Source organism: Pantoea sp. V106_11, from assembly GCF_029967885.1.
GTDB lineage: Bacteria > Pseudomonadota > Gammaproteobacteria > Enterobacterales > Enterobacteriaceae > Pantoea > Pantoea ananatis.
On sequence record NZ_JASCAK010000033.1, the window covers coordinates 70,578 to 90,903 of the forward strand.

Genomic DNA, 20,326 nt, shown 5'->3' on the forward strand with positions numbered 1-20,326 from the left:
ACTAATATCAGGTCAATATGCGGTAGTATTGTAACTGATTTTTAATTAAATAGCCCCGAAACGAGGCCATAAATATTGAATTTCCAGTTCTGAAAATTCCTTATTTTACGAGGCGTGATTTTTTCTTTGTCCTTCAATTTGCTTACGCCATGCACGATTATGCAAGCAGTAAGCAATCATGCGATAAAACATGTCAGTATCCAGACACTTCCAGGAAAGACAGGCAGCAAACAGTCCCGGAAATGAAAGTCCAAACAGTAACGCATGCACGCCTGAGCCTGTCAGCCATGAAAAGAAACAGTAACAGACAAAGAACAAAGAGAATAAAGTTGTTATCGCAAGGACAAGTAGATGAAATCTTAAAAAAACATAACTGCCTTTCGAGATAAATAACAATGACAGGACAACAAGGAAAGCATAAAAAAAAGCGGCAACCATAATGCCAATCATTAAGGCATATTTTGGCCAGCCCATTAGCGTATATATGCCTTGCCATAAAGACGTCTGAGGAATGACAAAACTGAATATAGCCAGAAAACAGCTTGCGACAAGCGGAAGTCCCATGGTATGCCAACCGACAGGTTCTTCCATTTCATCAATCATTTCATCCTTTACCTTTTCCAGTTTGGCAATGTCAAATGTATCAATTTTTTTGCTATAACTTTTACTTAAGGTAAGTGTTTTTTTTAGTTTTTTTAGCATGTATATCAATTAATTCCTGTAGCGTTAAATGACTGGAGTAATCCTATAATATACTTTCCTGATTGTGATACAGTCTGTGGATTACGAATAGTACCCGTCAAAGCACTGCCAGCGAATGCAGAGGTGTTAATAATTGCGTTAGCTAGCTCTTTTTGTAGTGATTTCTGCAACGCCTCTGTTGGAAAGCGCTTTGGATAGCCACCCATATGCATAATCGCTTTTATGCCGGAATTTGAGATACCTGGGTTTTGAATTCGAATGATCTCTTGAGTGATCCGCTTCCTTTCTGCTCTGCTCAACGTTTTTAACCACTCAATTGCGCGCGCGGAAGAAGCGCCTCGCATCAGTTTGTAAGTATCAAATATGCCTTTGAGTCCTGCACCTGCGCCTGCCAAAGAAATAAGATCCAAAGCGGTACAGGTCGCTGTGTACCAACCCTGACTATCTATCCAGTTGACGCTTTCTTCATGGCCTGCACTGATTAACAGTAATCGGGCGCCGCCATTGATGCACTGACCTACAGTCGCAAATGTTCCGGCTGCGATTATCCCAGCAACAACGCCTGTTGCGCCTGCTGTCAATGGCACCGTACTTCCTGCTGCGATCGCGAGAAATGCAGTAGCTACAGCAGCCCCGCATGAAAACGCAGTGGACGTTATTTCATTCGCAAGAGAGGGCTTGCTCAATGTGTCGGTGATGGATTTGGCTGCCGTCTGAGATGTCACAGTCGGAACCTTCGTAATCACCACATGACTTACATTACTTTGGTTCGACGAAGCGTAGCGACGCGAAGGGCGAACAAGCCATTGTTCGCGGCCATCGGAATAGATGATGCCCACCTGACTGAAATCCCGCGTGCAATCCAGACGATTGGCCAAAGCGGTGAAATCAATGTCATCTGCGGACACCATGCCCAGTCGTCGCGCGATATTGTAGTCAGGAAGATTGTTTGAAGACTGTCCTGGTAAGGCCATTAGCTCACTCCTTGCTGATGAAAACCGGATTGCGAAGCGTCAAGGGTAAAGCGCAGCGGAAACGAATTAATTAAGAATAGTCTTAATGATCCATTAGAGCCATCAATGTGTTACTGCCCCCGTCCTTGTCAGTCATCCCTCTGTCAGAAGTCTGTTGCTTATCAAGTGATTAATCCGGCTTTACATTTCATGACAATCCAGCATGTCCAGGCGGCGACTTGTTTACAGGGCGCTCGGTTAAACGCCTTTTTTCAGCCAAACGGGTCAAACCCGGCCTACATAATATGTTGCTTTAATGTGGCAGAAAGGTTTAAAACTATCGTGCAGGAATTAATCAAATGCTTGAGTTTTTTTAACCTCTCCTTTTACTATGTTTGGGATAAACAAAATCATGAAAAACAGGGTACTTGTTGCTTTTTCTCTGCTTGCGCTGAGTGGCTGTAGCACGATGTCATCTAATGAAGCCATTCCTCCCCTTCAGGCTGAGACAGCAAAAATGCTGGGTCTGAGCTCTTCCGATGAAATCACTGTAACTAATGTATCCGCGACTAAACCAGATACCTTGGGCTCTCAAATGCTCTCTTATCGCGCCACTACAGATAAAGGTCGCATTTTTGACTGTCAGTCTCAGATGATCCCCGGGATCCTGGGGCAGGAACCCGTTGTTACCGTGCCAAAATGTACACCCGTCAAAGTACATAACTAAAAAGCGTTTCCCTGTCTGTCCGTCGGACAGGGAATATCCGTTTTATATCCAGCGTTATTTCAAGAAAGCCTTTATCTCGTTGCGTCCTGCCTTTAAAGCGGGTTCTTTTCATCAGGTTTACACATCGTAACGTTTAAGACTCGGTCTTCATTTGAACATCAATGTGGAAATCGCCTGCATTACTTGAGCGGGAAGTTTATGGCCTCCAGTATTGTCATCCCGTCGCAAGGCGTGGATCTTACAAAAGTGAACAGGCCTCATTTTTTGAGGTAAGATTTTAAGCCTGATTTAGCGCCATATTTATCAACACGCAGGCAAGCAATCTCTGCTTCAATTTTTCTAATATTTTATGTCGGCACCTCCCTGATTGTTATCACCTGAATAAGGCCTGACGCGGCATTCATCCATCAGGGGTGATGTAGCAGGATATGATGAATCCTCGGGGGTCATTAACACTCTTGTAACGGGTTAATCATAGTGATAAAGCTAATCTGTGATTCACTAACCATCTGGGGTTTGAAGCGTCCTGACGACATTAGGATCCGGTTTTTCATGGGAAATTAATGCATTTCAGGATGGGCGATAAGCGCCCAGTATTGCTTTCACAAAAAATTAATAAAAACCCGGTCATCAGGTGAGCATACGTTTAACAATCCTGCCTGATAATCCCTCACCTGAAATAATTCAGTCGCTCCCGTGATGAAAAGAAGAGAGGGTTCATGAACTTCCGATTCACCATGCTGGCGGCCAACAGACGGTTATTGCCTAACGTCTGGGATGCCGTGGCTTTTCCCTTGATCATTTGTCTGATTGCTATGGTCGCGGTCGGCTTTCATCAAACGTTGATGCCGATAGACAGTTTAAAAACCCAAGCTATCTCGCTCGATCCCACTAATCTGCCGGAATATGCCATGCGCACCACGCTGCGCATGCTGGTGGCAATGCTGGCTTCCCTGGTGTTCAGCCTGATTTACGGCACGCTGGCCGCCAAAAGCCGCCGTGCTGAAAAGGTGCTGGTGCCAATTCTGGATATCCTGCAGTCTGTGCCGGTGCTGGGATACATCTCCTTTACCGTCACCTTCTTTATTGCGCTTTTTCCGGGGCAGGTGCTGGGCGTAGAACTGGCGGCCATCTTTGCCCTGTTCACCAGCCAGGCGTGGAACATGACCTTTAGCTTCTATCAGTCGTTGCGCACCGTGCCAGCCGATTTGGTAGAAGTCTCGCGCGGATTTCATCTGACCGGATGGCAACGTTTCTGGAAGCTGGATGCGCCTTTTGCTGTGCCGGGGCTGGTATGGAACATGATGATGTCGATGTCAGGCGGCTGGTTCTTTATTGTCGCCTCTGAAGCGATCACGGTCGGCAATAACACCTTTACCTTGCCCGGTGTCGGTGGCTATCTGGCGCAGGCTATTCTGCATAAAGATATCCACGCGGTAGGCTGGGTGTTACTCACCATGGTGATTGTGATTCTGGCTTACGACCAGTTGCTGTTCAGACCGCTGGTCGCCTGGGCAGATAAGTTCCGCATGGAAAACACCCGCTCAGGAAATGCGCCAACCTCCTGGGTGCGCGATTTAATGCGTCGAACCCGTCTGATTCATCAGATCTTCACGCCGTTACGGCTGCTGCTGTCCGCGCTGGCGCGTATCTCATGGCGCTGGCCGACAGCGGCACCCGTGCGTTTCGAGAACAATACTCGCCGCGCTTCAAGGCTGGGTGACATTGTCTGGGGCGCGTTCGTCATTTTACTGACCCTCTATGTGGTTTACCGGGTCATTACTTACGTTCAGATCGGCGTGACGCTGGATGAGGTGAAACACGTTTTCACGCTGGGGCTGATTACCTTATTGCGCGTGACGGTGCTGATTCTGATTTCGTCGCTGATATGGGTGCCGTTAGGCGTAATGATTGGCCTGCGGCCTGCTCTGGCGGGCAAGATTCAGCCCGTGGCTCAGTTTCTGGCAGCCTTCCCGGCAAACCTGATGTTCCCGGTTTTCGTGATTATGATTGTGCATTTTCATCTCAATCCCGATATCTGGCTGTCACCGCTCATTGTGCTTGGCACCCAGTGGTACATTCTGTTTAACGTTGTGGCAGGGACTACTGCGTTTCCGAATGACTACAAAGAGGCCGCAGCGAACTTTCATATCCGCGGCTGGCAATGGTGGCGCCAGGTGATGTTGCCCGGCATTTTTCCTTATTACATTACGGGCGCGATTACCGCTTCCGGAGGCGCGTGGAACGCCAGCATCGTGTCTGAATTTGTGCAGTGGGGGAATACGCAGGTCACGGCGCACGGTTTAGGTGCCTACATCGCACAAACCACCGCCGCCGGGGATTTCCCCAAAATCATTCTCGGTATCGCGGTGATGTCGCTGTTTGTCACCCTGTTCAACCGTCTGTTGTGGCGACCGCTGTACGTGTACGCCGAATCAAAATTCCGTGCCAATTAAGGGACACCTGATGTTAAATAATCCACCCACACTGAACCCAGACGTGTCGAACAGGAAACCAGAAGGGCGCAAAGCGGTCCTGACGGTGAAAGACATTAAGCACGGTTATGATAAAACGCATGGTGAAGTACTGATTCTGGATGACGTTAATCTCACCCTGCAGGAAGGGGAAATTGTCGGTCTGCTGGGCCGCTCAGGCTCAGGGAAATCCACGTTGTTACGCATCATTTCTGGCCTGATCACGCCAGGTTCGGGCGCGGTTGAGTATCTGGGCAAGCCGCTTAACGGGCCGGCCAAAGGCGTGGCGATGGTGTTCCAGACCTTTGCGCTGTTTCCCTGGCTGACGGTACTGCAAAACGTGGAAGCTGGCCTGGAGGCGCTGGGCGTGGAAAAAGCGGAGCGCAGAAAACGCGCCCTGGCAGCCATCGACCTGATCGGCCTGGACGGTTTTGAAAACGCCTACCCACGCGAGCTGTCAGGCGGAATGCGTCAGCGTGTCGGTTTTGCTCGCGCGCTGGTGGTTGATCCCACTCTCTTATTAATGGATGAGCCTTTCTCTGCACTGGATGTATTAACCGCCGAAACGCTGCGTACGGATTTACTCGATTTGTGGAACGAAGGGCAGATGCCGATGAAGTCGGTGCTGATTGTCACTCACAATATCGAAGAAGCCGTGTTTATGTGCGACCGCATTCTGGTGCTGTCGTCGAATCCCGGACGCGTGGTGGCTGAAATCAAAGTGCCCTTTGGCCATCCCCGCAATCGCCTTGATCCCGCATTCCGTCGTCTGGTTGATGATGTGTACACGCAGATGACCGCCAGGCCAACCAGCGATAATGTGAAAAAGAGCCTCAGGCTGGGCACGCACCTGCCGCAGGTATCAACTAACCTGATGGCCGGCCTGATTGAAACCCTGGCGGCCGCGCCCTATCACGGTCGTGCAGACATGCCGGATGTTGCGCGTTCGCTGCATCTGGAGGTCGATGAGCTGTTCCCGATAGCCGAAGTGCTACAGTCACTGGGCTTTGCCGACGTCAGGGAAGGGGATATTTTCCTGACGCCACCTGCCCGGGTTTTTGCCGAATCGGATACCCAGCAGCGCAAAGTCATGTTTGCCGATCATCTGCTGCGCTATGTGCCGCTGGCCGCCTTGATTAAAACCGTGCTGGATGAACGTCCCGGTCATCGTGCGCCACGCATGCGTTTCGAGCAGGAGCTGGAAGACTCACTGGCTGACAGCGCCGCCAAAGAGACGCTGGACAGCGTGATCAACTGGGGCCGCTATGCAGAGATCTTCTCTTATAACGATCAGACCGAATATTTTAGTCTGGAAGACGTTGAGTTTTAATTCTGCTCGCTCAGCAAAACGTTGCGCTATCCCTTACACCATCCCGTTACTCTGCACGGGATGGTGCCTGAAAGATTCTCAAGGCAATAATCCTTTCTGAAAGATAAATAAACGCGGTTTACACTGTTCTTATTCCGCAGAGGTAAATGGTTTATTGTGGTATTTGATGACTATAATTCATTGCCTGCACATTGAAAGCCAGTTGTTTAACTGGCTTGTTCGTGTTTTTTTCTCTTATTATTTTGGGGTGAATTGATTATTGGTGAATATTTAATTCTGTTTTATTTATTAATTTTATGGTTTCTGAAAATTAAGTGGCGGTAATTTATTATTTATTAATATTTCGTGATCTCATTAATGTTTGTGAGTTGGGCGATGGTTAAACAATTAGGATTAGGTTCTTTTAGAACCAGAGGAGTAAGACTGTTTTCATGCCCTAATGAAATGAAGGTTTAGACATGAAAGAAGACAAGGTTTTAATATTACGTACCTGTGCTAATAATATGGCCGATCACGGCGGAATCATCTGGCCGTTAAGCGGTATCGTAGAGTGTAAATACTGGAAGCCGGTTAAAGGCTTTGAGAACGGACTAACGGGGCTAATCTGGGGAAAAGGATCGGATTCACCGCTGAGCCTGCACGCTGATGCCAGGTGGGTTGTCGCTGAAGTGGCTGCCGATGAGTGTATCGCTATTGAAACTCATGGCTGGATTAAATTTCCCCGTGCTGAGGTTCTTCACGTTGGAACGAAAACCAGTGCGATGCAATTTATCCTGCACCATCGGGCTGATTACGTTGCCTGTACGGAAATGCAGGCCGGGCCTGGAGCGCCTGATGTCACTTCAGAGGTAAAGGCAGGCAATCGATCGCTGCCTGTAACAGATGATATTGATGCGACCATCGAATCAGGCAGTACGCAGCCGACACAAACGATTGAAATCGCAACCTATGGCAGTACGCTCAGCGGCACGCATCAGAGTCAGCTGATTGCCGGATATGGCAGTACTGAGACGGCGGGTGATAGCAGCACATTAATTGCCGGTTACGGTAGCACCGGTACAGCGGGATCAGACAGCACATTAGTCGCGGGCTACGGCAGTACCCAAACCGCAGGTGAAGAGAGCAGCCAGATGGCGGGTTACGGCAGCACGCAGACCGGCATGAAAGGCAGCGATCTCACCGCCGGTTACGGCAGTACCGGCACGGCGGGCGCCGACAGCTCCCTGATCGCCGGTTACGGCAGTACCCAGACGGCGGGCGAAGACAGCTCGCTGACAGCCGGTTACGGCAGTACCCAGACCGCGCAGAAGGGCAGCGATCTTACGGCCGGTTATGGCAGTACCGGCACGGCGGGTGCCGACAGTTCATTAATCGCGGGCTACGGCAGCACCCAGACGGCCGGGGAAGAGAGCACCCAGACAGCCGGTTATGGCAGCACGCAGACCGGCATGAAAGGCAGCGATCTCACCGCCGGTTACGGCAGTACCGGCACGGCGGGCGCCGACAGCTCCCTGATCGCCGGTTACGGCAGTACCCAGACGGCGGGAGAAGACAGCTCGCTGACAGCCGGTTACGGCAGCACGCAGACCGCGCAGAAGGGCAGCGATCTTACCGCGGGTTATGGCAGTACCGGCACGGCGGGTGCCGACAGTTCATTAATCGCGGGCTACGGCAGCACCCAGACGGCCGGGGAAGAGAGCACCCAGACAGCCGGTTATGGCAGCACCCAGACCGCGCAGAAGGGCAGCGACCTTACGGCCGGTTACGGCAGTACCGGTACGGCGGGTGACGACAGCTCCCTGATCGCCGGTTACGGCAGTACCCAGACGGCAGGCGAAGACAGCTCGCTGACAGCCGGTTACGGCAGTACCCAGACCGCGCAGAAGGGCAGCGATCTTACGGCCGGTTATGGCAGTACCTCTACGGCAGGCTATGAAAGTTCATTGATCGCGGGCTATGGCAGTACCCAGACAGCGGGTTACGGTAGCACGCTGACAGCGGGTTACGGCAGTACGCAGACCGCGCAGAACGAAAGCGATCTCATCACCGGCTATGGCAGTACGTCTACAGCCGGGGCAAATAGTTCACTGATCGCAGGCTATGGCAGCACGCAGACAGCCAGCTACAACAGTGTGCTAACGGCGGGCTACGGCAGTACCCAGACGGCGAGAGAAGGCAGTGACCTCACTGCCGGGTACGGCAGCACCGGCACGGCAGGCTCGGACAGCTCAATCATTGCAGGTTACGGCAGCACCCAGACCGCCAGTTATCACAGTAGCCTGACGGCGGGCTACGGCAGTACGCAGACGGCGCGCGAACAGAGTGTGCTGACAACCGGCTACGGCGCACCTCAACCGCCGGCGCCGACAGTTCCCTGATTGCAGGCTATGGCAGCACGCAGACCGCCGGTTACAACAGTATTCTGACGGCCGGTTACGGCAGCACCCAGACGGCGCAGGAGGGCAGCGATCTCACCGCAGGTTATGGCAGTACCTCAACCGCCGGTGCCGACAGCTCCCTGATTGCGGGCTACGGCAGCACCCAGACCGCCAGCTATCACAGTAGCCTGACGGCGGGTTACGGCAGTACGCAGACGGCGCGCGAACAGAGTGTGCTGACGACCGGCTACGGCAGCACCTCAACCGCCGGCGCCGACAGTTCTCTGATCGCGGGCTATGGCAGCACGCAGACAGCGGGTTACAACAGCATCCTGACGGCCGGTTACGGCAGCACCCAGACGGCGCAGGAGAATAGCGATCTGACCACGGGCTACGGCAGTACCTCGACGGCGGGTTACGACAGTTCGTTGATTGCAGGCTACGGCAGCACGCAGACCGCCGGTTATCACAGTATTCTGACGGCCGGTTACGGCAGCACCCAGACGGCGCAGGAGCGCAGCGATCTGACCACGGGCTACGGCAGTACCTCGACGGCAGGCCCCGACAGTTCCCTGATCGCGGGCTACGGCAGCACGCAGACCGCCGGTTACAACAGTATTCTGACGGCCGGTTACGGCAGCACCCAGACGGCGCAGGAGAATAGCGATCTGACGACCGGCTACGGCAGTACTTCTACGGCAGGTTATGAGAGTTCACTGATCGCAGGCTACGGCAGCACCCAGACCGCCAGTTTTAAAAGTACGTTGATGGCTGGTTACGGGAGTTCGCAGACTGCCAGAGAACAGAGTTCGTTGACTGCCGGATACGGCAGTACCTCAATGGCCGGTTATGACAGCTCATTGATTGCCGGTTACGGTAGTACCCAGACGGCGGGTTATCAAAGTACGCTGACAGCCGGTTACGGCAGCACGCAAACGGCCGAGCACAGTAGTACGCTAACGGCAGGTTACGGCAGTACCGCAACGGCGGGCGCCGACAGCTCCCTGATCGCAGGCTACGGCAGTTCGCTGACCAGCGGTATTCGCAGCTTCCTGACGGCGGGTTATGGCAGTACGTTGATCAGCGGACTTCGCAGCGTACTCACCGCCGGTTACGGAAGCAGCCTGATTTCGGGCAGACGCAGTAGTCTGACGGCGGGATATGGCAGTAATCAGATCGCCAGCCACCGAAGCTCGTTGATTGCTGGCCCGGAAAGCACCCAGATCACCGGCAACCGCAGCATGCTGATTGCGGGAAAGGGCAGCTCACAAACGGCGGGTTATCGCAGCACATTGATCTCCGGGGCAGACAGTGTGCAAATGGCCGGAGAGCGCGGCAAGCTGATTGCCGGAGCGGACAGCACCCAAACCGCCGGGGATCGCAGCAAGCTTCTGGCAGGCAACAACAGCTATCTCACCGCTGGCGATCGCAGCAAACTCACGGCAGGCAATGACTGCATCCTCATGGCGGGAGATCGAAGCAAGCTGACGGCGGGCATCAACAGCATTCTCACCGCCGGATGCCGTAGCAAGCTGATAGGAAGCAATGGTTCAACCCTGACCGCCGGGGAAAACTCAGTTCTGATTTTTCGCTGCTGGGATGGAAAGCGCTACACTAACGTGGTCGCTAAAACCGGAAAGGGAGGAATAGAAGCGGATATGCCTTACCAGATGGATGAGGACAATAATATCGTGAATAAACCCGAAGAATAATCGCCATAACAGAGGGAATGTTCGCGAGGGGACGGGAGGTTTATACAGCGCGCAGACCAGGCTTAAAAAAGCAGAGAAGCGTGTTCTTGTTGGTTATTTATCTGTCCCTGAACACAGTAAAGCCGACCTGAACGGCCTGTTGTGGTCCAGGCCGGCCAGGCCAACAATGCCAGGGAAAAGCAAAAAGGCCCATTGCTGAGCCTCTGCAAAAAGACCTGATGACTCAGGGACGCCAGACTGTGCCATCCGGAGTCCTGGCCATCGTCCAGGTCGGATTGCCGCCCTCGCAGGGGAATTTCGCCGCCAGCGCTTCGTTGATATCAATCCCTAACCCCGGCTTGTCATTGACGTAAGCATAGCCCTGATCCACTTCAGGACAGCCCGGGAAGACTTCACGTAGCGCATCATTCATTGGCGTGTATTCCTGAATGCCGAAATTAGGCGAGCTCAGATCCAGATGCATGTTTGCGCAAACCCCAATCGGGGAGATATCCCCAGGGCTGTGCCAGGCGGTGCGAACACCGTTTAATTCACTGTAGATGGCGATTTTTTTCGCCGGTGTGATACCGCCAATCGAGCTGATATGACAGCGGATATAATCAATCAGCTTATTGTCGATCAACGGCTTCCACTCATTCACGTTAACGAACAGCTCGCCCATTGCGATCGGCGTGGAAGACTGCTGGCGCAACATTTTCAGCCACTCCGTATTCTCGGGAGCAACCGGATCTTCAAGGAAGAAAAGCTGATAAGGCTCCAGCGCTTTAGCCATATGAATGGCATTAATCGGCGTAATACGTTCATGGGCATCATGGAGTAGCTCCACGCTGAAACCCAGTTTATTGCGCAGATGATCAAACAGACGCGGAATGCTTTTCGCATAGGCTTCCGGATCAAAATAGATCCCCGGGGCTTTGGTGCGAGGCGAGCGCTTGGGTTGAATATTTTTCGCTTTCACCATGCGATTGGCAATCAGTCGCAGGTCATCAGTACCGGCACCGCCGTACATGCCCATCTGGCAGCGAATATACTGGTAGCCTTCTTCCATTTTGGCGCGAGCGCTGTCTTCCACTTCAACTTCATCGGCGCCATCGGTGTGCACATAGAGCGCAATACCGTCGCGACATTTCCCACCCAACAGTTCATAAACCGGCAGGCCAGCCTGTTTACCTTTGATATCCCATAGCGCCATATCAATGCCGGAAAGGGCATTATTCATTACCGGACCATTGCGCCAGTAGCCACTCACTGCGGCGGACTGCCAGATATCTTCTATTCTGGCGGGATCTTTGCCAATCAGAAACGGGGCAAGGTACTCATCAATGGCACTTTGTACGGCGTAAATGCGCTGGGTAAAGGTGGCGCAACCCAAACCGTACAGTCCGGGCTCATTCGTTTCAATTTTAACCACCACCAGATCGATGCCGCCCGGCGCAGTCAAAATTGTTTTTACATTGGTGATGAACAGATTGCTCACACTAGCTCCTTATTATTCAGAACATTAACCGCACCGTACTCATCTCTGCTACGCAGGGTTTAATGGTATGTTGTCATACAACATTGCCTTTCTATCATAAATTTATCCGGCTTGAATTCTGCACTGCTATTTTTGTGACGGCGATCTAATGAAACGTCTCAGGCTAAATGTATTGTTTTTATGTCTATTAAATACAATGATTTGATGTATTTTTCTGTTAAGCATTTGTGATATGTGCCTCATAAATACGCTTTGTGTATTGATTTAATCTGTCGGCAAATTCACCTTAATAAGATAGTTGTCATACATATTTAAAGGTGGATTATGACTGCAATGTTCGATCTGACTGGTAAAACGGCTTTGATAACGGGGTCCTCCCGCGGCCTGGGGTTTGCCTACGCCGAAGCATTAGCCGCTGCCGGGGCAGCGGTTATTTTGAACGGCACGCGTGAAGCGGTGCTGAACGAGGCCGTTGAACAGCTTAAAAATAAAGGCTATCGCGTCTCCGGCCGGGTGTTTGATGTGACCTGTGAAAGCGCGATAGAGCAGGTGTTCGCCAGTCTGGATGAGCAGGGCATCGCAGTCGATATCGTAATAAATAATGCCGGGATCCAGTACCGCAAACCCATGCTGGAGCTGGAACTGGAAAACTGGCAAAAGGTGATTGATACCAACCTCACCAGCGCCTTTCTGGTTTCGCGCGCGGCAGCCAAACGCATGATTGCCCGCGATCGGGGCGGCAAAATCATCAATGTCGGTTCGTTGACCAGCCAGGCGGCCAGGCCAACCGTTGCACCTTATACCGCTGCCAAGGGCGGCATTAAGATGCTGACCTGCTCAATGGCGGCCGAATGGGCGCAGTTTAATATCCAGACCAATGCGATTGGGCCGGGATATATCCTGACGGACATGAACAGTGCGCTGGTGGACGATGCCCGGTTCGACAGCTGGGTGAAAAGCAGTAACCCTTCGCAGCGCTGGGGACGGCCAGAAGAAGTGGCCGGTACGGCCGTTTTTCTTTCATCGTCTGCCTCAGATTATATCAATGGTCAGATTATCTACGTGGATGGCGGCTGGCTGGCCGTGCTGTAAGCGTTATTGACCCGGAAGAGGAAAAACATGTGCACAGCATAATGACGCATGCCTGCGTGGCAAAGGGCAAAAAAGAGATCGCGGTTGAGCAGCGCGAACTGAAGTATTCGGATGATGATGTCGTTGTTCAAGTGGAATGCGGCGGCATCTGCGGCTCGGATATTCATTATTACCATGAAGGACGTGCCGGATTATCCGTGATTAAGCAACCGCTGGTGATAGGTCACGAATTTGTGGGGCGGATTTTCCAGGCGCCGGCAGCATCAGGGTTAGAACCGGGACAAAAAGTCGCGATTAATCCATCACAGCCATGTGGTCAGTGTGAGTATTGTCGGGCAGGTAAACAGAATGCCTGCGCCACCATGCGCTTTATGGGGAGCGCCCAGTTCACTCCGCACGTGAATGGTGGATTTGCACAATATGTCGTGGTGCCTGCGAAGCAGTGCGTGACTTATGATGAGCAGGTTCCGGCCAGCGTCATGGCCGTTGCTGAGCCTACCGCCGTCGTGATCCATGCGCTCAACGTGGCAGGCAGCATCGTCGGGAAAAGGGTGCTGGTGATGGGCGCGGGCCCCATCGGCGCCTTAGCGATTGCCGCCGCAAGCGCTTCCGGCGCGGCAGAGATCGTGGCGTTCGATCCGAGCGAGCGCTGCCGCCGCATCGCGGTAGAAATGGGGGCTGACTCGGCAGTGGATGCGAGCGATCGTGCCGCCGTTGCCCGCTACGGTGAAAATCGGGGATATTTCGACGTTACGCTGGAAGCCAGCGGAGCCGAAGCAGCGATTGAATCCAGTATTTTGGTTACGCGGCCTGGCGGCGTTGTGGTTCAAATTGGGATGGGAAAAAGTCCGCTTAATTTCCCGGTAGCGCAGATGCTGGTAAAAGAAATTAGCTGGAAAGGCTCCTTCCGTTTTATCGATGAATTTGATGTGGCGGTGAAATGGCTGGAAAAGGGCATTATCGATCCGCGTCCGATTCTTTCCGGCAATTATGCCTATCACGATATTGAGGCGGCATTAAAGGCGGCCAGTGATAAAACACAACATTCAAAAGTATTAGTTCAGTTTTCATAAAATATCTCAGAACCTGTAGTTATTACTCTGGCTTAAAACATCGGTGATTGTCGCGGGTGAAGAGATCCTCACGCTCCGCGTAAGCGGCACTCGCCTGTCATTTAGTCGCCTGTTAACGCATCGTCGACCTCAGGGTGAAAACATGAGTCATTTAAATACCAACACCACAGAACGTAATACCTCTGATCTGGTCCGGGCATCCGTATCAGGATGGCTGGGTACAACGTTAGAATTTATGGATTTCCAGCTCTATTCTCTTGGTGCGGCGTTAGTTTTTCATGAAGTCTTTTTTCCCGAACAGTCGGGTGCGATGGCGCTGATTCTGGCAATGGGAACCTACGGTGCAGGTTATATCGCGCGAATCGTCGGCGCCGTTTTTTTTGGGAAAATGGGCGACCGTGTTGGCCGAAAAAAAGTCCTGTTTATCACTATCGCCTTAATGGGCGTTTGTACCACCTTAATTGGCGTATTACCCACTTACCAGCAGGTGGGTATTTTAGCGCCCTTGCTGCTGGTGGCGCTGCGTATTATTCAGGGATTAGGCGCCGGTGCAGAAATATCGGGTGCCAGCACTATGCTGGCTGAATATGCGCCCAAAGGGAAAAAGGGCATTATTGCCTCGCTGGTTGCCATGGGCACCAACTGCGGCACGTTAAGCGCAACCGCCATCTGGGCGGCTATGTTCTTTTTCTTCACCAATGACGAAGTCATTGCCTGGGCATGGCGTATTCCTTTCCTGGCCAGTTTCGTCGTGATGGGATTTGCTATCTGGCTGCGTTTCAACCTGAAAGAAAGTCCGGTGTTTGAAAACGTTGCCGAGTCTGCCACCGTCAAGCCCCACGATCAGCCGGCACAGTCTGTTTTCCAGTTAATCAAAGGCAAAGCCTTCTGGATTGCTACCGGGCTGCGATTTGGTCAGGCGGGTAACTCGGGCATCATCCAGACCTTTCTGGCGGGTTATATGGTTCAGACGCTGTTGTTCAATAAGGCGGTTCCCACCGATGCCATCATGGTGAGCTCGGTAATAGGATTTATGACAATTCCTCTTATCGGCTGGCTCTCAGACCGGATAGGGCGCCGTATTCCTTACCGCATTCTGACGCTGGGCTCGATTATTCTGGCTTATCCGATGATTTCACTCATCGTCGATAACGCGCAGGCGGTGAGTACCATCATGGTTTGCCTGATCGTCATTCACAATATCGCAGTGTTGGGCCAGGCGGCGATTGAAGGGATCACCATGGCAGAGATGTTTGGTTCCAGAAACCGTTTCGCGCAAATGGCCATCTCTAAGGAGATCGGTGGGCTGTTTGCCACTGGCTTAGGGCCGCTCCTGGCCGGTATTTTCTGCCAGCTCACGGGCACCTGGTATCCGATTGCGATCATGCTGATCGGCTATTCCTGTATCGGCCTGCTGGCTTCACTGATAATGCCAGAGGTGGTGGATCGGGATCTTACCGCAGAGGCCGATGCCTCGGGCGGCGTGCCGGATGGTTGTCATCCTGTTGCCCCCTCGATCCGGGCAGGAAGCGGCGAGTAAGGCAAGGTTGAACCCTGTCTGTCACTGCGTTAGCGCAGGACTTTGCTGGAAAGGATAAGATAGAATGGCGTCATGTAGGACATCATATGAGAAGGTGTTGTGAGCATAAAATCCATTCAGAAACAGAACGTCGTTAACGAAGTGTTCGAGCAAATTAAGGCGAAGCTACTGGACGGTAGCTGGTCCGCAGGCACGCGTTTACCTTCTGAAGCGGAGCTGACGCACTCTTTTAATGTCAGCAGGGTCAGTATACGCAGCGCGGTGCAGCGCCTGCGCGATCTGGGTATCGTGATTACCCGTCAGGGCAGCGGCAGTTACGTGTGTGAAGACTTTTCGCCACAGATGCTTAATCACAATGCCAGACCGTTAATGCATCTGAGCCGGGAAGCCTTTAACGACATGATGGTTTTTCGCCAGACCGTCGAGTTTAAATGTGTTGAGCTGGCAGTGGAACATGCCACAGAAGAGGATATTGGCCTGCTGGAGCAGGCGCTCAATAACATGCTTATTAATAAAGGCGATTATAAGAAATATTCGGAAGCGGATTACGAATTTCATCTGGCGATTATCCGCGCCTCTCATAACAGCGTGTTTTACAACGTGATGAAGTCAATCAAAGATATTTATTACTATTATCTTGAAGAACTGAATCGCTCACTGGGCATTACGCTTGAAAGTGTTGAGGCGCACATCAAAGTCTTTATGGCGATTAAAAACCGCGATGCGTCCTCGGCGGTACAGGTGCTGAATGAGGCGATGAAACATAACGTGGTCGCCATCGATATGATTAAAAAAGAAGAGGGGGAATAGGCTGTTTCGCGCTGCGGGAACGCGAAAAAAGCCACCCCTTCTGCAGGCTGAGGAAAACAGGATTCACCGTGACAGGCTTCTTATTGCCATTGCCCTGCTGGTCCGTTTTATCGCCAGTAACGCGCTGGTCTGGGTCATGAGCACGTAGCGATCCAGCATTCTGTAAGAAATGAGGGCGAAGCGGCAGGTTAGCCATAGGGCTCTTCCGACGTGAGTGGTGAAGTTAACTGTGGCAGAATAAACAAGGGAGCCAGTGGACCGGGCTCCCTCTTCAATCAATGCAGGCAGCACTGCTTGTATTTTCTTCCGCTGCCGCAGGGGCAGGGATCGTTGCGGCCCGGCTGTTTTTCCGCAGTGACCGGCTGCTGCACCTGAGGAATCGCTTCGGGCTGTGAGATCCAGTAATCATGAAGCGCCAGGGCGGCAGGGCGGATAGCATCAATGCTGCTTTCCATTTCTTCAGGCGTGAGCGCATCAACCTTTTCCAGATTCTCTTCTGTGCCGTGCAGGGCGATGGCGTCCAGTGAGTCCTGGAGTTCAGCAGGGAGTGCAGACCAGTCGGTTAAGGCCACGCCGCGCATATAGCCGTAGCACCACTCTTCAACGACGGTAAATTCCAGACCTTCCATTTCGCGCACGCCAAACAGGGGTTCAAACTGTTCTGGAAACTCAGACAGGCGGTCAGCAATGTCATTCATGTGCTGGAAACTGAGTTCCATAAAGCGCGTCATTTCGCGCTCATTACTCCATTTGGGAATATGCTTTTCGCCGCCCCAGAGCGCGACCAGCCAGCGGCTTGGCTCTACCGTCGTCGGACCTGAAAGCACGGCAGTAAGCAGGCCATCCAGTTCTGAAACATCAAGAATCGACGCTTCACTACCGTATTTTTCCAGCATATCTTCGAGCCATTGCAGCTCTTTTTCGCTTAACGGGCCTTCTTTCATGGGATATCTCCGAACGTGTCTGGTGCAGCAGAAAATTTACTGCGTGTAAAAACGCGCAGTGTACACGCTTATTGCGCTGATGGCAGTGTCGTCGGGTTGCCCTGAACGGCAGCGGACTCAGCAGAGGCATTACCAGGCCTGCTATGTTACTCTTCGCGGCCTGCAATACGTTTTCCTGCACGATCGTGGCTATATCAGGCGCCAACCTGCTTCGTTTCCCTTACGTGTGTCCTGCCAGGGGTGACATCCTTCAGTAGGAAACGATGACCAGAAGCATAAAGATTTGGCTAATCTGTGTCGATATAGGCACAGCGGAATAATCCCCCGGCATGATGCTGATATGAACGTTCGTCAGTGCCTGATAACAACAATAAAATGGGCGCGAGGACGTGACCAGAAAAGAGTATTCACCCCAGAGGTTACACCGCCTGTTGAGCGGATGCGGGCACCTGTTTAGACGCAGTGCAGTTCTGATGATAAGCGCGCTGTTATTGGCTGCCTGCGGCACGCTGTCGCAGACCTCTGCGCCAGCAGGCGACAAGCTTTATCTGACGCACAGCGATTTTCATGACAACCTGGACGATCTGGTGCGCCATTATATGCAGCGTAAACAGGTGTCCGGCATCAGTATTGCAATTATCCATCATCTTAATCCCACCTTGTTTTACAGCGCGGGTGTCACCGATGACGTACATCGCTATCCGATTACGCCTGAAACCTTATTTGCGCTCGGCTCACTGAGTAAAGGCGTAACCGCAGAGGTGATTATTGAGTTGGTTAACGAAGGCCAACTGCACTGGAGTGACACGCTGGCCGATTTGTTGCCCTCTGACGTCAGATTGAGCCAAGATGCACGTCAAATCACGCTATTACAGTTAGTGACCCATACCTCGGGTTTGCCGCGTCAGGATATGGATTTGCCGATGTTTATGCAGTTTATGGGCTATCTGCGCAGCGGTCAGAACTTTTATGGCAACCTGGATAGTGATGACGTTCTGGAATACCTGGCGGATTTTTCTGCGCCGCGTCAGCGGGGAGCGCAATACTCTAACCTTGGCTATGCGCTGCTGGGCTATATTTTGCGTGAACGCTGCCATAGTGATATTGAAACGCTTGCCCACCAACGGATTTTCCGACCGCTGGGAATGAACAACACCAGCTTTGTGCCTGAGCGTTTAAGCGGTTTTTCCACACGGGCGTTAGGGCATGCTGGCGATCAGCCAAAGCTTATCCCGCGCGGTGATCTCACCCCGGACTGGCGTTTCCAGCGTAATATGGTCGCGGCGGGCAGTCTTTACAGCAACGCACGGGATCTGAGCGTCTATCTGCGTGCACATCTCACTGCGGGCAGCGATCCGGCGCGTAATCGTGCCTTTGCTGAGATCAATAAAGGCGTGTATCAGCAGGGCGCACAGACGCAGAATATCGCCTGGGTTACAGACAGGCTGGCAGGAAGGAACATTACCTATCAGGTCGGCTATATTGGTGGTTATTCCGCTTTTATCGGTTTTGACAAGCAGGCAGGCAATGCCATCGTGGTACTGCAAAACGCGTTTAACTGGAGCAACTATCTTGGTATCACATTGTTGCTTAACCTGGCAGAGAAAGACAGGTAAGGTGTAGGTTGGGTCCAGAATGAGTCGTGATTCCTTACACTTACCTTTATGAGTGACGGAACCGCAGCCCTGTTTAGATTGTCTTCAGAGTAGTCTACTGTTATTAAAATCAATTCAATGTGGAAATTATTATGCGCAGGACTCAAATTGCTTTTATTTCAGCTGGTTTACTGTTCGGCTCGCTGAGCCTGATCCCCGCCGCTCAGGCTGCGGGTGAAACCACCGACAATGTGCCACCGCCGCCGCAGATTCAACCGGCCAATCCAACCGCTCAACCTGGCGATAACAACGCGCAGCCCGGTGCTGCAGCACCTGCCCAGCCGCAGGCGCCGATGAGTTCTGACTCTAACGACGGTATTACCCCAACAACGCCTTCGCAGTCAGCAGGCAATCCAGGTAAGCCAAATTACGATCTCAGCACCATTATCATTGATTATAAAGAGCATAAAATCGGTGATACCGTGCCTGATAAGTACCGCAGCAAGACTTACACCATCACAGAGTGGCAGAAACGTAATTTGCCTGCGCCTCAGCCAGATACCCACTGGGCTTATATCAATGCCAATTACATTCTGATTACTAACGACACCGGTAAGATCGTTATGGGTAAATCCGGCGATATCTTCTTCCGCGGATAGTCCTGCGGCGCTTTGTTAGTTATCTCTTCTTTCAACGGCCGCGTTAAGCGGCCGTTTTCTATTTCTGTCTTTTTTATCAGTGATGACTTCTCAACGTGTTTGCAACATGGCAACGTGTTTTTATTCACTGCAATGGAGAAGGCATGATGTCGCAACACGTCAATCAGTATGGTCAACCTGTAGGGCAATCCATGCCCGACTGGCAGCCACGTCCCTTACCTCAGCGTGAGGTGCTTCAAGGTCAGGTTTGCCGTCTGGAGCCCTTTAGCGTGGCTTCGCATGCTGAAGCACTCTGGCAGGCCTGGTCGCTGGCAGAAGATGGCCGTGACTGGACCTATCTTTCTGATGGGCCGTTTAATGATGAAGCCGCCTGGCTCACCCATGCTGCTACGATGGAGGCGAGTCAGGATCCGTTGCATTTCAGCGTCATTGATGTTGAAACCGGTAAGGCCGTCGGAACGCTATCGCTGATGCGTGTTGATGCGCAAAATGGGGTGATGGAAGTGGGATATGTCACCTTTTCCCGATTGCTAAAGCAAACAAGAATGGCGACCGAAGCGCATTTTCTTCTGATGCGTTATGCCTTTGAGCAACTGGGCTACCGGCGTTATGAATGGAAATGTGACAGCTGTAATCTGCCTTCGCGTCGGGCCGCGCTTCGGCTGGGATTTCGCTTTGAAGGTGAATTTCGTCAGGCCCGCGTTTATAAAGGCCGCACGCGCGATACAAGCTGGTTCTCAATCATCGACAGTGAATGGCCAGCTGTTAAAAATGGGCTGGAACGCTGGCTGGCAGAGGCTAACTTTACAGCCGACGGGCGACAGCGTGAAAAGCTGGAAACTCTGCGAGGTTAAGGCCTG

Annotated in this window: 15 protein-coding genes and 1 pseudogene; 10 read left to right on the forward strand and 6 right to left on the reverse strand. The window is 52.2% G+C overall.

Annotated elements, in window-relative coordinates; genetic code table 11:
• Window positions 1–105: 105 nt before the first annotated feature.
• The 3 genes from QLG08_RS17685 to QLG08_RS17695 all read right to left on the reverse strand — a co-directional run bounded on the left by QLG08_RS17685 (window position 106) and on the right by QLG08_RS17695 (window position 2,144).
• Entirely contained in the window at window positions 106–702 is a 597-nt protein-coding gene (locus QLG08_RS17685) for a hypothetical protein (RefSeq protein ID WP_064373173.1), read from the reverse strand.
• Between the two features lie 5 nt (window positions 703–707).
• Window positions 708–1,676: a hypothetical protein gene (locus tag QLG08_RS17690; protein WP_013024482.1), complete on the reverse strand. Its 969-nt coding sequence runs from the start codon at window positions 1,674–1,676 to the stop codon at window positions 708–710.
• A 330-nt stretch (window positions 1,677–2,006) separates the two neighbouring features.
• Window positions 2,007–2,144: a hypothetical protein gene (locus QLG08_RS17695; RefSeq protein ID WP_019105056.1), complete on the reverse strand. Its 138-nt coding sequence runs from the start codon at window positions 2,142–2,144 to the stop codon at window positions 2,007–2,009.
• Window positions 2,145–3,101: 957 nt separating this feature from the next.
• Between QLG08_RS17695 and QLG08_RS17700 the strand changes: the two genes are divergently transcribed.
• The 3 genes and pseudogenes from QLG08_RS17700 (at window position 3,102) to QLG08_RS17710 (ending at window position 10,276) form a co-directional block, all read left to right on the forward strand.
• On the forward strand, window positions 3,102–4,838 hold the full coding sequence (locus tag QLG08_RS17700) for an ABC transporter permease subunit (RefSeq protein WP_014595258.1): 1,737 nt from the start codon (window positions 3,102–3,104) through the stop codon (window positions 4,836–4,838).
• A 10-nt stretch (window positions 4,839–4,848) separates the two neighbouring features.
• Complete coding sequence (locus QLG08_RS17705) at window positions 4,849–6,186, forward strand: nitrate/sulfonate/bicarbonate ABC transporter ATP-binding protein (protein ID WP_014595259.1); 1,338 nt, start codon at window positions 4,849–4,851, stop codon at window positions 6,184–6,186.
• A gap of 458 nt (window positions 6,187–6,644) precedes the next feature.
• Window positions 6,645–10,276, forward strand: a pseudogene (locus tag QLG08_RS17710) (Ice nucleation protein).
• Between the two features lie 223 nt (window positions 10,277–10,499).
• On the opposite strand, the gene QLG08_RS17715 reads toward QLG08_RS17710, so the two are convergent.
• Window positions 10,500–11,753, reverse strand: coding sequence for an enolase C-terminal domain-like protein (locus QLG08_RS17715; protein WP_013024487.1), 1,254 nt, complete (start codon window positions 11,751–11,753; stop codon window positions 10,500–10,502).
• Window positions 11,754–12,077: 324 nt separating this feature from the next.
• On the opposite strand from QLG08_RS17715, the gene QLG08_RS17720 reads away from it, so the two are divergent.
• The 4 genes from QLG08_RS17720 (at window position 12,078) to QLG08_RS17735 (ending at window position 16,268) form a co-directional block, all read left to right on the forward strand.
• The gene (locus QLG08_RS17720; protein WP_072138541.1) at window positions 12,078–12,845 is read left to right on the forward strand and encodes an SDR family oxidoreductase; all 768 of its coding nucleotides are present in this window, start codon (window positions 12,078–12,080) and stop codon (window positions 12,843–12,845) included.
• A gap of 41 nt (window positions 12,846–12,886) precedes the next feature.
• On the forward strand, window positions 12,887–13,918 hold the full coding sequence (gene idnD / locus QLG08_RS17725) for an L-idonate 5-dehydrogenase (RefSeq protein WP_028714786.1): 1,032 nt from the start codon (window positions 12,887–12,889) through the stop codon (window positions 13,916–13,918).
• Between the two features lie 142 nt (window positions 13,919–14,060).
• Window positions 14,061–15,458, forward strand: a complete 1,398-nt coding sequence (locus QLG08_RS17730; RefSeq protein ID WP_014595264.1) for an MFS transporter — start codon at window positions 14,061–14,063, stop codon at window positions 15,456–15,458.
• Window positions 15,459–15,557: 99 nt separating this feature from the next.
• A complete protein-coding gene (locus QLG08_RS17735) occupies window positions 15,558–16,268 on the forward strand; it encodes a FadR/GntR family transcriptional regulator (RefSeq protein WP_013024491.1) in 711 nt (236 codons plus the stop codon).
• Here the strand turns inward: QLG08_RS17735 and QLG08_RS17740 are convergent.
• Together QLG08_RS17740 and QLG08_RS17745 are read right to left on the reverse strand one after the other, a co-directional pair.
• Window positions 16,246–16,464, reverse strand: coding sequence for a hypothetical protein (locus tag QLG08_RS17740; RefSeq protein WP_146109178.1), 219 nt, complete (start codon window positions 16,462–16,464; stop codon window positions 16,246–16,248). The genes QLG08_RS17735 and QLG08_RS17740 overlap by 23 nt on opposite strands.
• A 79-nt stretch (window positions 16,465–16,543) precedes the next feature.
• Window positions 16,544–17,212 carry a YecA family protein gene (locus tag QLG08_RS17745; RefSeq protein ID WP_014606658.1) on the reverse strand — a complete coding sequence of 223 codons (669 nt, stop codon included), beginning with the start codon at window positions 17,210–17,212 and terminating at the stop codon, window positions 16,544–16,546.
• 473 nt (window positions 17,213–17,685) lie between these two features.
• Between QLG08_RS17745 and QLG08_RS17750 the strand changes: the two genes are divergently transcribed.
• The 3 genes from QLG08_RS17750 to QLG08_RS17760 all read left to right on the forward strand — a co-directional run bounded on the left by QLG08_RS17750 (window position 17,686) and on the right by QLG08_RS17760 (window position 20,320).
• Window positions 17,686–18,828, forward strand: a complete 1,143-nt coding sequence (locus QLG08_RS17750) for a serine hydrolase domain-containing protein (RefSeq protein WP_024472366.1) — start codon at window positions 17,686–17,688, stop codon at window positions 18,826–18,828.
• Window positions 18,829–18,959: 131 nt separating this feature from the next.
• Complete coding sequence (locus QLG08_RS17755) at window positions 18,960–19,466, forward strand: RcnB family protein (RefSeq protein ID WP_014595268.1); 507 nt, start codon at window positions 18,960–18,962, stop codon at window positions 19,464–19,466.
• A 146-nt stretch (window positions 19,467–19,612) separates the two neighbouring features.
• Window positions 19,613–20,320 (forward strand): GNAT family protein, encoded by a 708-nt coding sequence (locus QLG08_RS17760; protein WP_024472367.1) that lies wholly within the window; start codon window positions 19,613–19,615, stop codon window positions 20,318–20,320.
• The last annotated feature ends 6 nt before the right edge of the window (window positions 20,321–20,326 follow it).

Bases quoted from the DNA above. Each gene is read 5' to 3' on its own strand.
- QLG08_RS17690 (WP_013024482.1), bottom strand. From the start codon at position 1,676: ATGGCCTTACCAGGACAGTCTTCAAACAATCTTCCTGACTACAATATC.
- QLG08_RS17705 (WP_014595259.1), top strand. From the start codon at position 4,849: ATGTTAAATAATCCACCCACACTGAACCCAGACGTGTCGAACAGGAAA.
- QLG08_RS17720 (WP_072138541.1), top strand. From the start codon at position 12,078: ATGACTGCAATGTTCGATCTGACTGGTAAAACGGCTTTGATAACGGGG.
- QLG08_RS17695 (WP_019105056.1), bottom strand. From the start codon at position 2,144: ATGGCTTCATTAGATGACATCGTGCTACAGCCACTCAGCGCAAGCAGA.
- QLG08_RS17750 (WP_024472366.1), top strand. From the start codon at position 17,686: ATGATAAGCGCGCTGTTATTGGCTGCCTGCGGCACGCTGTCGCAGACC.
- QLG08_RS17730 (WP_014595264.1), top strand. From the start codon at position 14,061: ATGAGTCATTTAAATACCAACACCACAGAACGTAATACCTCTGATCTG.
- idnD (WP_028714786.1), top strand. From the start codon at position 12,887: ATGACGCATGCCTGCGTGGCAAAGGGCAAAAAAGAGATCGCGGTTGAG.
- QLG08_RS17745 (WP_014606658.1), bottom strand. From the start codon at position 17,212: ATGAAAGAAGGCCCGTTAAGCGAAAAAGAGCTGCAATGGCTCGAAGAT.
- QLG08_RS17700 (WP_014595258.1), top strand. From the start codon at position 3,102: ATGAACTTCCGATTCACCATGCTGGCGGCCAACAGACGGTTATTGCCT.
- QLG08_RS17760 (WP_024472367.1), top strand. From the start codon at position 19,613: ATGTCGCAACACGTCAATCAGTATGGTCAACCTGTAGGGCAATCCATG.
- QLG08_RS17685 (WP_064373173.1), bottom strand. From the start codon at position 702: ATGCTAAAAAAACTAAAAAAAACACTTACCTTAAGTAAAAGTTATAGC.
- QLG08_RS17740 (WP_146109178.1), bottom strand. From the start codon at position 16,464: ATGGCTAACCTGCCGCTTCGCCCTCATTTCTTACAGAATGCTGGATCG.
- QLG08_RS17755 (WP_014595268.1), top strand. From the start codon at position 18,960: ATGCGCAGGACTCAAATTGCTTTTATTTCAGCTGGTTTACTGTTCGGC.